Origin of the sequence: Lentzea nigeriaca (assembly GCF_016907955.1) — a bacterium.
Taxonomy (GTDB): domain Bacteria; phylum Actinomycetota; class Actinomycetes; order Mycobacteriales; family Pseudonocardiaceae; genus Lentzea; species Lentzea nigeriaca.
On the sequence record NZ_JAFBCX010000007.1, the window covers coordinates 327,094 to 339,838 of the forward strand.

Annotated in this window: 12 protein-coding genes; 2 read left to right on the forward strand and 10 right to left on the reverse strand. The window is 67.6% G+C overall.

The genetic code is table 11. From position 1 onward, the window contains the following. Positions 1-160 precede the first annotated feature (160 nt). The 6 genes from grpE to JOD27_RS26185 form a co-directional block, all read right to left on the reverse strand. Complete coding sequence (gene grpE / locus JOD27_RS26160; protein WP_204764899.1) at positions 161-796, reverse strand: nucleotide exchange factor GrpE; 636 nt, start codon at positions 794-796, stop codon at positions 161-163. Continuing rightward, positions 793-2,652, reverse strand: coding sequence for a molecular chaperone DnaK (gene dnaK, locus JOD27_RS26165; protein WP_204764900.1), 1,860 nt, complete (start codon positions 2,650-2,652; stop codon positions 793-795). Before dnaK ends, grpE begins: the two co-directional genes overlap by 4 nt. Before the next feature lie 191 nt (positions 2,653-2,843). Continuing rightward, a complete protein-coding gene (locus JOD27_RS26170) occupies positions 2,844-3,731 on the reverse strand; it encodes a DUF4097 family beta strand repeat-containing protein (protein ID WP_204764901.1) in 888 nt (295 codons plus the stop codon). Positions 3,732-3,826: 95 nt separating this feature from the next. After that, positions 3,827-4,381 (reverse strand): hypothetical protein, encoded by a 555-nt coding sequence (locus JOD27_RS26175; protein WP_204764902.1) that lies wholly within the window; start codon positions 4,379-4,381, stop codon positions 3,827-3,829. A 4-nt stretch (positions 4,382-4,385) separates the two neighbouring features. Beyond that, on the reverse strand, positions 4,386-4,952 hold the full coding sequence (locus JOD27_RS26180) for a TetR/AcrR family transcriptional regulator (protein ID WP_204765001.1): 567 nt from the start codon (positions 4,950-4,952) through the stop codon (positions 4,386-4,388). A gap of 20 nt (positions 4,953-4,972) precedes the next feature. Continuing rightward, the gene (locus JOD27_RS26185) at positions 4,973-5,296 is read right to left on the reverse strand and encodes a DMT family transporter (RefSeq protein WP_204764903.1); all 324 of its coding nucleotides are present in this window, start codon (positions 5,294-5,296) and stop codon (positions 4,973-4,975) included. Positions 5,297-5,440: 144 nt separating this feature from the next. Between JOD27_RS26185 and JOD27_RS26190 the strand changes: the two genes are divergently transcribed. After that, the gene (locus JOD27_RS26190; protein ID WP_204764904.1) at positions 5,441-7,657 is read left to right on the forward strand and encodes a (Fe-S)-binding protein; all 2,217 of its coding nucleotides are present in this window, start codon (positions 5,441-5,443) and stop codon (positions 7,655-7,657) included. Positions 7,658-7,716: 59 nt separating this feature from the next. On the opposite strand, the gene JOD27_RS26195 is transcribed toward JOD27_RS26190, so the two are convergent. The 3 genes from JOD27_RS26195 to JOD27_RS46785 are packed head-to-tail and all read right to left on the reverse strand — an operon-like array spanning position 7,717 to position 10,702. Continuing rightward, complete coding sequence (locus JOD27_RS26195; protein ID WP_189252292.1) at positions 7,717-8,097, reverse strand: phage holin family protein; 381 nt, start codon at positions 8,095-8,097, stop codon at positions 7,717-7,719. Between the two features lie 32 nt (positions 8,098-8,129). Continuing rightward, complete coding sequence (locus tag JOD27_RS26200) at positions 8,130-9,392, reverse strand: hypothetical protein (protein WP_204764905.1); 1,263 nt, start codon at positions 9,390-9,392, stop codon at positions 8,130-8,132. A 17-nt stretch (positions 9,393-9,409) separates the two neighbouring features. Continuing rightward, the gene (locus JOD27_RS46785; RefSeq protein WP_204764906.1) at positions 9,410-10,702 is read right to left on the reverse strand and encodes an LPXTG cell wall anchor domain-containing protein; all 1,293 of its coding nucleotides are present in this window, start codon (positions 10,700-10,702) and stop codon (positions 9,410-9,412) included. A gap of 436 nt (positions 10,703-11,138) precedes the next feature. Between JOD27_RS46785 and JOD27_RS26210 the strand changes: the two genes are divergently transcribed. Further along, positions 11,139-12,113, forward strand: coding sequence for a cation diffusion facilitator family transporter (locus JOD27_RS26210; protein WP_204764907.1), 975 nt, complete (start codon positions 11,139-11,141; stop codon positions 12,111-12,113). On the opposite strand, the gene dcd is transcribed toward JOD27_RS26210, so the two are convergent. Beyond that, complete coding sequence (gene dcd / locus JOD27_RS26215) at positions 12,110-12,691, reverse strand: dCTP deaminase (protein WP_189252297.1); 582 nt, start codon at positions 12,689-12,691, stop codon at positions 12,110-12,112. The genes JOD27_RS26210 and dcd overlap by 4 nt on opposite strands. Positions 12,692-12,745 lie beyond the last annotated feature (54 nt).

Genomic DNA, 12,745 nt, shown 5'->3' on the forward strand with positions numbered 1-12,745 from the left:
CAGTGGTGTGGCGCGGCACGTTGACGTGCGAATTCGCGGTCGGACGGGCGCCTCGCGGTGCCGCCCCCGCGTCCTCATCCGGTTGTCTGTGGGCGTGGAGGCGGTGCCGCGAGGCGTCCTGCTGAGCGTGAGTTCACCGCCGACGTGCCGTGTCACGCCACTAGTTCTCTTCGGCCTGGGGTGCGGCGGGGGCAGGCTCGTGGTCGGTCACCGCGACGAGCGCGGGGCGAACGAGCTTGTCGCCGAACCGGTAGCCGCGGCGCAGGACTGCGGTGACGGTCGGGCCGTCGACGTCCGGGGACGTGCTGTGCTGCACGGCCTCGTGCACCGACGGGTCGAACGCCTCGCCCTCGTGCGCGAACGGCTCCAGGCCGGTCTTGGCCAGCGTGGACACGAGCTTGTCCGCCACCGCCTTGAACGCGCCGGTCAGGTCGCCGTGCGCGTCGGCCCGTTCGACGTCGTCCAGCACGGAGAGCAGCTCGGCGGCAACGGACGCCTTCGCGTTGTTGATCACCGCTTCGCGATCGCGTTCCACCCGCTTGCGGTAGTTCGCGTACTCGGCGGTGAGCCGCTGCAGGTCGGCGGTGCGCTCGTCGAGCTGGGTCTTCAGCTCGGCGGCCACCTCGTCGACGACCTCCGCAACGACCGGTGCGTCTTCACCTGGAGCAGCGCCTTCCTCGGCGGCAGCGTGGGCCGGCGACCGGACCTCACCCGTCTCCGGGTCGATCCGGCGCCGGTCGTTCACGACTACCTGAGGCTGCTCCTCGTCAGGGGCGGCGTGCCTCGGCTCAGTCACTTCTTCTTTTCCTCGTCCACGATCTCGGCGTCAACGATGTTCTCCTCGCCGGCCTTGGCCTGGCCGGCGCCCGGAGCCTCGGCACCGGGGGCCTCGGCACCGGGGGCACCCGGCGCGTTGGCGTAGATCGCCTGGCCGATGGCCTGCGACTCGGTCGCGAGCTTCTCCACCGCGGCCTTGATGGCGTTGATGTCGGTGCCCTTGAGCGCCTCGTTCGCCTCGGCGATCGCGGCGTTGACCTTCTCCTTGATGTCGGCAGGGAGCTTCTCGTCGTTCTCCTTGACGACCTTCTCGGTCTGGTAGACGAGGGTCTCCGCCTGGTTGCGGACCTCGGCCTCCTCGCGGCGGCGCTTGTCCTCCTCCGCGTGGGCCTCGGCGTCCTTGACCATGCGGTCGATGTCCTCCTTCGGCAGCGCGGAGCCACCGGTGATGGTCATCGACTGCTCCTTGCCGGTGCCCAGGTCCTTCGCCGACACGTGGACGATGCCGTTCGCGTCGATGTCGAAGGTGACCTCGATCTGCGGCACGCCGCGCGGGGCCGGGGGCAGGCCGGTCAGCTCGAACATGCCGAGCTTCTTGTTGTGCGCCGCGATCTCGCGCTCGCCCTGGAAGACCTGGATCTGCACGGACGGCTGGTTGTCGTCGGCCGTCGTGAAGGTCTCGGAACGCTTCGTCGGGATCGTGGTGTTGCGCTCGATCAGCTTGGTCATGATGCCGCCCTTGGTCTCGATGCCGAGGGACAGCGGGGTGACGTCGAGCAGCAGGACGTCCTTGACCTCACCCTTGAGGACACCGGCCTGCAGGGCGGCGCCGACGGCGACGACCTCGTCCGGGTTCACGCCCTTGTTGGGCTCCTTGCCGCCGGTCAGCTCCTTCACGAGCTCCGCGACGGCGGGCATGCGGGTCGAGCCACCGACGAGCACGACGTGGTCGATGTCACCGACGGAGATGCCGGCGTCCTTGATCACGTTGTTGAACGGCGCGCGGGTGCGGTCGAGCAGGTCGGACGTGATCCGCTGGAACTCGGCGCGCGACAGCGTCTCGTCGAGGAACAGCGGGTTCTTGTCCGCGTCCACCGTGATGTACGGCAGGTTGATGCTCGCGGTGCTGGAGCTGGACAGCTCGATCTTGGCCTTCTCCGCAGCCTCACGGATGCGCTGCAGGGCCATCTTGTCCTTGGTCAGGTCGATGCCGTTGGCCTGCTTGAAGCGGTCCACCAGCCAGTCGACGACACGCTGGTCCCAGTCGTCACCACCGAGGTGGTTGTCACCGGAGGTCGCGCGGACCTCGACCACGCCGTCGCCGAGCTCGAGCAGCGAGACGTCGAACGTACCGCCACCGAGGTCGAAGACCAGGATGGTCTGCTCCTTCTCGCCCTTGTCGAGGCCGTAGGCCAGAGCGGCCGACGTCGGCTCGTTGACGATGCGGAGCACGTTGAGGCCCGCGATCTGGCCGGCCTCCTTGGTGGCCTGGCGCTGCGCGTCCTCGAAGTAGGCGGGGACGGTGATGACGGCGTCGGTGATCTCCTCACCCAGGTACGCCTCGGCGTCGCGCTTGAGCTTCATCAGCACGCGCGCGCTGATCTCCTGCGAGGTGTACTGCTTGCCGTCGATCTCATCGGTCTTCCAGTTGGTGCCGATGTGCCGCTTCACCGAGCGGATGGTGCGGTCGACGTTCGTGACGGCCTGGTTCTTCGCGGGCTGACCCACGAGGACCTCGCCGTTCTTCGCGAACGCGACGATGGACGGGGTCGTCCTCGAGCCCTCCGAGTTGGCGATGACCGTCGGCTCACCGCCTTCGAGGACGGCGACGACGGAGTTGGTCGTCCCGAGGTCGATGCCGACTGCACGCGCCATTGGAGTTCCTTCCGCTAGTACTTGTTGAGCGTTGCTGGCTCAAGTTTGCCATCTTGCCCAACGTTGAGCCTACCCGACTCAAGCTTTCTGATGGTCCCAACGGCTGGCGAGGTCTGGTTGTTCCCTCAGAACGCGCCGAGGACCACCCCTCGTGGAGTGGTCCTCGGCACATTCCCCCGGATCGGGCGGCCTCAGACGGCCAGCACCTTCACGTTGCCCGAGTCGGCGTTCAGCTTGAGCTCGTGCTTTGCCGCCGGGTCCGTCGGCACGTCGATCTTGCGGTCCCCGCTGCCGGACTCCGCGGTGACCTTGTACGGGCCGGCGGACACCGGCACCCGCACGGTGATGTTCCCCGAGCCGCTGACCACGCGGGCCGTGCGCGCCGAGACGAAGTTCAGCTCGACGTTGCCGGAGTCGGCGTCGGCGGTCACGTCGTTGTCGATGGCGGTGCCGGTGATGTTGCCGGAGCCGGTGTTGACCAGTGTCTTGCCCGACAGCTGGTCGAGCGTGATGTTGCCGGACCCCAGGTCGGCGGTGAGGCTGCCCCTGACCTTGGCGGCTTCGAACTTGCCCGAGCTGGTGACGGCCTTGACGTCGCCCGCGATGTCACGGACGTCGATGTCACCCGAGCCGCTCGTGACCTGGACGTTGCCCGCGATGTTCTGGACCACGATCCTGCCGGAGCCCGTCCGGTAGTCGACCGACGTGAGGCCCTCGAGCGTGACGTCGCCTGATCCCACGTCGCCCTGGACGGCGATGTCCGCGGACGGCACCTGAACGTCGTAGTTGACCTCGCAGTCCCTGCCGCAGTCGTCCAGCACCAGGCTGCTGCCCTCGATGCGGTGCGAGACGCCCGTAGGCCTGTTGTCCTTGTTGTGCTCGACCTTGCGGTGGATCTTCGTCTCGGACAGGCCGGGCACGTACCGGATCGCGACGATCCCCGAGCCGGTGCGCACGCGCACGGACGTGAACTTCTCCGCCACCACGTTGTCGTCGGTGAACTCGTACTTCACGATGCGGATGCCACAGGCCGTGAGCACCGCCCCCACCAGCAACGCCACCAGCGCTGTCCTCGTCATGAGCACAAAAGTAGGGGTGGCGGGTGCTCAGCGACACGGCAGTCAGCCCCCGAAGGCGGGGTGGGGTTGTCCCTACCCCAAATGATCAAGCACGGTCAGACCAGGTCTTCCAGGACGGCGCGCAACGCCGGCGCGGTGCGGGCCGGGTCGTTCAGGAACCGCGTCGACGCCAGGACGTGGGCCGGTGCGATCCGCTCCCACAGCAGGCCGTCCACCGGCACCTCGGCGATGTGCAGTTCGACGCTCTGCGCCCACCGGCCGATGCGCGACTCGATGCCCCGCAGCACGTCACCGATCGGCAACGCGACGGGAGTCTGCACCCGGTGCAGCTGCTCGATGCCCGGCTTCAGGGCCAGCACGGCGGCGCGGCAGGCGGGGCGGGTCAGCAACGCCTCGGCGTCCTCGGGCACGGTCGGCTCGGCACCGCGCGTGCACGCGTCCAATGCGTCGGCCCACCAGCCCGGCCACTCGCGGGTCACGGCCCCGCGGTCGACACCGGCCGGCACCTGCACCGGCAGCGAGGGCTCCAGGCCCGGCACGTGCGGCTCGACGTCGACGGACAACGCCAGTGAGTCGCGGACGTAGAGCGCTGCCAGCAGCCCGAGGCTCACCCCGTGGCTGATGCCGGACACCTCTCGCGCGAACTTCATACCTTCATTGTTCCCGCGTCTCGGGGGTGGAATCGTCGCGGCCGCAGATCAAGAAGGACACAATTGGCTCCAGCTCGTCCTCGTTCGGAGCAACATCGGCTATCAGGCCCTGGATCAGCAGCCCGTCGACGGCCGCGAGGAACGCGCGGAACGCCACCGGGTCCGCGGGCCTGGACACTTCCACCGCCAGGTCCAGCCACCGGCGTGCGGCCGCCTTCAGTTCGGGACGACGACCTGCCAGCAGATACAGCTCGTACTCGGCGAGTGTGCGCGCACGGTTCTCATTCACCGCACGAGCGAGAAAGCGTGCGATCTCGCGCGGGTTGCCGCCGCTAGCGACGATCTTCAGCATGTCCTCGCACAGCTCTTCCGCGACCCACAGCAGCGTGGCGATCAACAGGTCGTCGAGTGTCGCGAAGTAGTAGGTGGACGCCGTCGTCGGCACACCGGCCTCGCGGGCGACGCTGCGATGCGTCACTCCGGCGATGCCCTCACGTTCGATCACTCGCAGCGCGGCTTCGACGATGGCGCGCCGCTTCTTCTCGCCGCGTGCCTTCCTGCCATCGATCATTCGGCTGTCCACGACCGGAGTCAGTGCGTCCTCCCGAGCTCGAGTGTCACCACGCCTCCGATGATCAAAGCCAACCCGATGACCATCGTGGGGTTGAGGGTCTCGCCCAGGAACTTCCAGCCGATGATCGCGACGGCTGCGACACCGACGGCGGACCACACGGCGTAGGCGACGCCCACTGGCATACCCAACTTCAACGCGCGCGAAAGGGCTGTGAAGGCGATCGCATATCCGACGACGACCACGACCGACGGCCACGGTCTGCTGAAGCCATCAGACAGCTTCAACGACACGGTGGCGGCGATCTCTCCCGCGATCGCCGCAGCGAGATACAGGTACAACACGGCGACCTCCAGCCACTGAGCCCAACTACTTGAACGATTGTTCCACAAGTTTTTGATCAATTTCCGGATACTTGACCGGTACGAGAGGAGACACCGGCCACGTCCAAGTGGTTACTGATGAGTAACGTGGCCTAGACTCCCGCCATGACCCTCCAGCTGGTTCTCGGACTCGTCGCCGTAGCGGTGAGCGTCGTCGCCTGGGGCGTGTTCGTCGCTGGCGTCTGGAAGATGATCAAGATCATCCGGCTCGGCCAGCCGGACGGCACTCGCAAGGGCCCGTTCTGGCCGCGGCTGCGGACGTTGATCGTCGAGTTCGTCGCGCACACCAGGATGGCCAAGTTCCGCTCGGTCGCCCCCTGGCACTGGATGGTGATGTGGGGCTTCCTCATCGGCTCCGCGGTGCTGTTCGAGGCCTACGGCGAGGTGTTCAACCCGCACTTCCACTGGCCGATCATCGGCACGTGGTCCGTCTGGCTGCTGCTGGTCGAGCTGCTCGGCCTCGGCACCGTCGTCGGTGGTGTGGCCCTCGCGATCATCCGCCAGCGCAACCACCCGCGCCGCGCCGACCGCGTCTCGCGCTTCCAGGGCTCCGACTTCAAGTCCGCCTACTTCGTCGAGGCGGTCGTGATCATCGAGGGTCTCGGCATCCTCGGTGTGAAGGCGTTCAAGCAGTCGAGCGGTCTCGAGGCCGCGCCGCTGTGGACGTCGTTCGTGACGCAGCCGCTCGCCCACCTGCTGCCCGCGGCGCCGATCTGGGTGTCCGTGATGGCGCTGATCAAGCTGCTGTCCGGCATGATCTGGCTCGTCGTGGTCGGTAGGAACCTGACGATGGGCGTTGCCTGGCACCGCTTCTCGGCGTTCTTCAACATCTACTTCAAGCGCGAGGACGACGGTGGCGTCGCCCTGGGCGCGCTGAAGCCGATGATGTCCGGCGGCAAGGTCCTGGACCTGGAGGAGGCCGACCCGGACAAGGACGTGTTCGGCGTCGGCAAGGTCGAGGACTTCACCTGGAAGGGCTGGCTCGACTTCTCCACCTGCACCGAGTGCGGCCGCTGCCAGTCGCAGTGCCCCGCCTGGAACACCGGCAAGCCGCTGTCGCCGAAGCTGGTCATCACGCAGCTGCGCGACCACGCGTTCGCCAAGGCCCCGTACCTGCTGGCCGGCGGCTCGCGCGACATGGCAGGTGACGAGGTCGGCCTGGTCGAGGACAAGTACGAGGACTACAAGAAGCGCCTCGAGTCGATCGACGTGCTGGCGATGGCCGAGTCCGAGCGCCCGCTGGTCGGCGGCCCCGACGAGCTCGGCGTCATCGACCCCGAGGTGCTGTGGTCGTGCACGACGTGCGGTGCGTGCGTCGAGCAGTGCCCCGTCGACATCGAGCACGTCGACCACATCGTCGACATGCGCCGCTACCAGGTGCTCATCGAGTCGAACTTCCCGACCGAGCTCGGCGGCATGTTCAAGAACCTCGAGAACAAGGGCAACCCCTGGGGCCAGAACGCCAAGGACCGTCTGGCGTGGACCGAGGGCCTCGACTTCGAGGTGCCGGTGTTCGAGGGCGAGCTGGGCGACGCCGAGTACCTGTTCTGGGTCGGCTGCGCCGGCGCGTTCGAGGACCGCGCGAAGAAGACCACCCGCGCCGTGGCCGAGCTGCTGCACACCGCGGGCGTCAAGTACACCGTCCTCGGCCCGGAGGAGACCTGCACCGGCGACCCGGCCCGCCGCGCCGGCAACGAGTTCCTCTTCCAGATGCTCGCGCAGCAGAACGTCGAGGTGCTCAACTCGGTCTTCGAGGACCGGCCAGTCGGCCAGCGCAAGATCGTCGTCACGTGTGCGCACTGCTTCAACACGCTGGCCAACGAGTACCCGCAGGTCGGTGGCACCTACGAGGTCGTGCACCACACGCAGCTGCTGAACAAGCTGGTCCGCGAACGCCGCCTGGTGCCGGTCGCGCCGGTCACCGAGGACGTCACCTACCACGACCCGTGCTACCTGGGCCGACACAACAAGGTCTACGAAGCACCGCGTGAGCTCATCGGGGCGTCCGGCGCGAAGCTGCGCGAGATGCCGCGGCACGAGGAACGCTCCATGTGCTGCGGTGCCGGTGGCGCTCGCATGTGGATGGAAGAGCGGATCGGCAAGCGCATCAACATCGACCGCGTCGACGAGGCGCTCTCGACCGCGCCGTCCAAGATCGCGACGGGCTGCCCGTTCTGCCGCGTGATGCTGACGGACGGCGTGACCGCCCGTCAGTCCGACGGCCTGGCCGGGGCTCACGTCGAGGTCGTGGACGTCGCGCAGATGCTGCTCGAGTCCGTGAAGCGCGGCCAGACGACTCCGGCCGCGGAGGCGAACGCGTAGAACGCAAAGAGAAAGGTCCTCGGTCCGTTGTGGACCGAGGACCTTTTTCGTTGGTGGGGTCAGTCGTTGTCGGTGACCTTGTCGTAGATCACGTTCAGCACCCAGCCGGTCAGGGCGACGATGATCGCGCCCCAGAACGCGGGCCAGAAGCCGTCGACGCGGAACGGCAGGTCCAGCTGCTCGGCGAGCCATCCGGTGAGCATGAACAGCAGCGCGTTCACCACGAGCCCGATCAGGCCCAGGGTGAGCAGGTAGAACAAGCACCCGAAGAACTTCACCAGCGGCTTCACGATGGCGTTCACCAGGCCGAAGATCACCGCGACGCCGATCAGCGTGAGGATTCTCGAGCCGGTGGTGCCCTCGCCCAGATCGATGCCGGGGAGGGCGGTCGACACCCAGACCGCCACGGCAGTCAGCAGCACATGCACCAAGATGCCCATGCCGCAGACTAGCCCTGACAGGTCCTTTGTGGTCAGCTGCGGCGGCGGCGTGCCACGAAGAGCGCGCTCAAACCGGCCGCGACCAGCACCGAGCCGAGGGCCAGGAACCCGAGCGGCGAGGCACCCGTCGACGCGAGGCCCGTCTTGTTGCCCGCCTTCGCCACGGCCTGTGTGGTCGTGGTGGTCGTCGAAGCAGCGGGTTCCGAGGACGACGGCGGCGTGGTCGTCGTGGTCTTCTCGACGATCTTGATCGTCTTCTTCAGCTGCACGCCCTGGTTCCTGCGGTCGACGTCCTTGTGACCGTCGATCCACGGCCGGGCGACCGGCCAGATCTCGGTGGTCTCGGCCGAAGTCAGCTCGAGCTTCACGTCGACCACGACCGACTGGCCGGGCAGCACCTTGGCGACGGTCTCGTACTCGCGGTTGGCGCCGGTGACGTTCTCACTGTGGGACAGGACGTTCCCGTCGGGGCCGAACAGGATGAACGACAGCTTGCCGGGGACGTCGCCCTTGTTGGTCAGCTTCACCCTGACGTCGATCTGGTCGCCGACGGTGTAGGTGTCCTTCGCCGGGCTGATCGTGAGCTCCTCGGCAGCGACGTCGGCCTTGGGCGCGAAGTAGCGCACGTCGATCCGCTTGTTCCGGTCGCCACCGACGTTCACCTGGCCCGTCAGCCAGTCGATGTCGTTCGCGCCCAGCGGCTTGGCCAGCGCCAGCTCCTGCCGCGCGAGATCCGGCACGGTCACCGTGTAGTCGCCGACCGGCAGGTCGAAGCGGTACGAACCGTCCGCGGCCGGCGTGGTGGCCACGTCGACCTGGGAGCCGGTCCTGGTCTTGCCGCTGGCCTTGATCTCAGCGGTGGTGGCCTTCTCGTCGGCCTGCTTCACGCCGTCACCGTTGGCGTCGACGAAGCTGAAACCCTCGACGAAACGGCCCCAGAGCGGGAAGTCCAGGGTCATGTCCTTGTCGGTGGGCCGGGCGCCCCAAGGCAGATCGAAGTCCGCCTTGTCCTGGTTGATCACCATGTACCGCGGGCCCTTCGGCAGCACGACGCGGTAGCGGCCGTTCACGTCGGTACGGACCTCGGTGACCTTCTCGTTGCTCTCGAGGTTCGTCACCCACACACCGGGGCCGTTCGCGCGGACCGGCTCGCCCGCGTCGTGGGCCTCGTTGCCGTTGCGGTCGAAGAACATGAGGCCCTCGACCGTGATCGTCTCTTCCTGCGCGGCGGCGGGGAGGCCCGCACCGGCCAGCAGGAGGCCTGCCGTCAGCGTGACGGCGAACTGCTTCTTCACTTGTCCCCCAAGATCTTTCAGGAACGACGGCGACGCGCTGCGAAGAACGCACCCGCGCCGGCGACGAGCAGGAGTCCGCCGAGGGCGAGGAAGCCCAGTGGCGAGGCGCCCGTGGACGCCAACTTGTCGTTCGTGGCGGCACCGGCGGGCGCCGGAGCCGGGGTCGAGCTGCTCGGTGCGGGCGTGGTGGTGCTCTCCGACGGCGCGGTCGACGGCGCGCCCACGACAGGCGGATCGATGGTGACGTCGATCGACATCTCGTTGTTCTTCTGGTCGGCGTCGTCGAACTGGTCGCCGCGCTGCACCAGGGCGCGCACCGAGTCGGGCGAGTCCCACGTGAAGGTGAAGTCGACGTCGACCTTCGCGGTCGCGCCCGGCGCGAGCGGCTCCTTGAGCGACATGATGTTGCCCTCGACGCGGACGGCGTTGTCGCCCACCGAGTCCACGTCGGTGTTGTGCCCGTCGAGGATGAACTTGATCTTCTCGGGGAAGTTGCCTTTGTTCGCGACCTCGATGACGGCCTTCGCCCTCTCACCGCTGCGGTAGCCGGCCTTCGCCGGCACGAGCGTCAGACCGACCAGCGCCGGGTCCGACTTCGCCACGAGGTAACGCTGGTCGACCCGCATCTGCCTGTCCCGGAAGGCGTCGAGCTTGCGAGTGAGGGTCGCCGGGTCGATGTCGGGGGTGTCGGGATCGACCGTGAGACCGCGGTAGGTGAGGTTCGGCGCGTGCAGCGTGAGATCACCGGAGGGCACGTCCTCGATGCTGTAGGTGCCGTCGGCCGCGGTCGGGCCCGCCTGCAGGTTGACCGCCACCCCGTCGGCCGAGGTGCCCGTGATCCACGCGCGGCCGCTGAGGTTGCCGTCGCTGACGGGCAGCTTCTGCTCGCCGGGGTTGAACACCTTGTCGCCGTTGGCGTCCACAAAGGAGTAACCGAAGACCCTGCTGCCCCGCAACGGGAAGTCGGCGTTGGTCAGCGACTCGGCGAGGTCGTACCCGAGCTTGGTGCTCGTGTAGTCGAAGATGTCCGAGTTCCGGATCTCGTAGTTCGGCCCCTTGGGCAGCTCCACGCGGTACCGGCCGTCCGCGCCGGTGCGGAAGTCGCCGACCATCTGGCCGGTGTCCACGTTCCGCACGCTCACACCGCGGCCGTTCTTCCGGACGGCGTCGCCCGTGTCGTAGACGTTGTTGCCGTTGCGGTCGAAGAAGAACAGACCTTCAACGGTGATCTTCTCGTCCTGCGCGAGAGCGGGCGCGCCCGCGGACAGCACGAGGGCAGCCGTCATCGCGACGGCGCAGAAGTTCTTCACTGATCCCCCAGGATTCCTACTACTCCACACGGGTAATCGAAATCCCGGGGTCCGGGTGTTGCGTGATGCCGGTCACTCCGGCAGTCGTGCGGCGGCGGGTCGGACCCAGCTCGCCCGCGAGCACCTCCATCACCTTCCAGCCGGTCGAGGCGGCTCGTGATCGTGGATCGATCGCCGGAACCTCGGCCCTCCACGACCCGACCTCGGCATCGGTGTCGTGCGCACGCGTTCGCCCATCTCACGATCGTGGTTGCGCCGAAACTCGGAACCGCCCGCGTCTCTCCCGGACGCGGGCGGTTCCGTCTTACCCCCTGGTGATCAGCGTCCCCCCGGAGCAGATCCCAGCCTTAAGACACCGCTGGACTCGTGGATGTTGCCCCGCATGGCAATTGTCACTCGAATGCAGTAAGCCCCAGGCAGGCCTAGGCTGATCTCCATGAGCGAGAAGCCGTCGGGCTCGGGCGAAAGCACACTGACCGTCGTCCTGGCCCTGGTGGTGAACCTGGCGATCGCCATCACCAAGGCCATAGCCGGCGTTCTGACCGGGTCGGCGGCGATCCTCTCGGAAGCCGCGCACTCGGTCGCCGACACGTTCACCGAAGCCCTGCTGCTCACCGCGCTGCGCCGCTCGGACCGCCCGGCCGACCGCCGCCACCCGTTCGGCTACGGCAAGGAGCGCTACTTCTGGTCGCTGCTGGCGGCCGTCTCGATCTTCGCCTCCGGCGCGATGTTCGCTTTCTACGAGGGTTTCAGCACGGTGTTCGGCGAGTCGGAGGAGCAGACGCGGCCCCTCGTCGGCTACATCGTGCTCACGCTGGCGTTCCTGCTCGAGTGCATCTCGTGGACGCAGGCGTTCCGGCAGGTCCGCTCCGAGTCCGCCGCGCACGGCCGCGGGTTCTTCGACTTCCTGCGTATGTCCGACGACCCGACCGTGAAGACGGTGTTCCTGGAGGACTCGGCCGCCCTGATCGGCCTGGTGCTGGCGTTCGCGGGCCTCGGCCTGCACCAGCTGACCGGGTCGTCGTTGTGGGATGGCCTCGCTTCGTTGGCGATCGGCCTGTTGCTGGCCCTGGTCGCCTACATCCTGGCGCGCACCAACAAGGGCCTCCTGATCGGGCGTCAGGCGGATCCCGTGATGGTGAAGGCGATCTGGCGGCGGCTGTCCGAGGTGCCTGAGGTCGAGGCCGTCGTCGACGTGCTGACGATGCTGATCGGCACCGACCGCGTGCTGCTCTGCGCACGGCTCGACTTCACCGACACGCTGACGGCTTTCGAGCTGGAGAACGCGTGCGTGCGCGTCTCCGCGGAGCTGCGTGCGATGTTCCCGGACCTCGACGAGATCTTCCTGGAGCCGGTGCCGCGCACCGACCCGGACCTGCGCCGCCGCGTGCTCGACCGCTACGGCTTCTAGCGGCGCGTGTCGGTGCGGTGGAAGTTGAGGTAGGCGCGGCTCGGCGTGGGACCGCGCTGCCCCTGGTACCGGCTGCCTGCCTGCTTCGATCCGTAAGGGTGCTCCGCCGGGCTCGACAGCTTGAACAGGCAGAGCTGCCCGATCTTCATGCCGGGGTGCAACGTGATCGGCAGGTTCGCCACGTTCGACAGCTCCAGCGTGATGTGGCCGGAGAAGCCGGGGTCGATGAAGCCCGCCGTCGAGTGCGTGAGCAGCCCGAGCCGCCCGAGGCTGGACTTGCCTTCGAGACGACCGGCCAGGTCGTCCGGCAGCGTCACCATCTCGTAGGTCGACCCGAGCACGAACTCGCCAGGATGCAGCACGAAGGGCTCGCCCTCCGGCGTCTCGACCAGGCTCGTCAGGTCGTCCTGCTGCACGGACGGGTCGATGTGGGTGTACTTGGTGTTGTTGAAGACCCGGAAGAACCGGTCCAGCCGCACGTCGATGCTCGACGGCTGCACCATCCCGACGTCGAACGGGTCGAGCAGCAGACGGCCCGACTCGACCTCTTTGCGCAGATCCTGGTCACTCAGCAGCACTCCGACAGGCTAACCGAAGACTCCGGCACGCCTCGTTGCCCGCCTGTGTATGAT

Coding starts and splice junctions, on each gene's coding strand:
- JOD27_RS26170 (WP_204764901.1), bottom strand. CDS start 3,731: ATGACGAGGACAGCGCTGGTGGCGTTGCTGGTGGGGGCGGTGCTCACG.
- JOD27_RS26190 (WP_204764904.1), top strand. CDS start 5,441: ATGACCCTCCAGCTGGTTCTCGGACTCGTCGCCGTAGCGGTGAGCGTC.
- JOD27_RS26180 (WP_204765001.1), bottom strand. CDS start 4,952: ATGATCGATGGCAGGAAGGCACGCGGCGAGAAGAAGCGGCGCGCCATC.
- JOD27_RS26195 (WP_189252292.1), bottom strand. CDS start 8,097: ATGGGCATCTTGGTGCATGTGCTGCTGACTGCCGTGGCGGTCTGGGTG.
- dnaK (WP_204764900.1), bottom strand. CDS start 2,652: ATGGCGCGTGCAGTCGGCATCGACCTCGGGACGACCAACTCCGTCGTC.
- JOD27_RS26175 (WP_204764902.1), bottom strand. CDS start 4,381: ATGAAGTTCGCGCGAGAGGTGTCCGGCATCAGCCACGGGGTGAGCCTC.
- JOD27_RS26210 (WP_204764907.1), top strand. CDS start 11,139: ATGAGCGAGAAGCCGTCGGGCTCGGGCGAAAGCACACTGACCGTCGTC.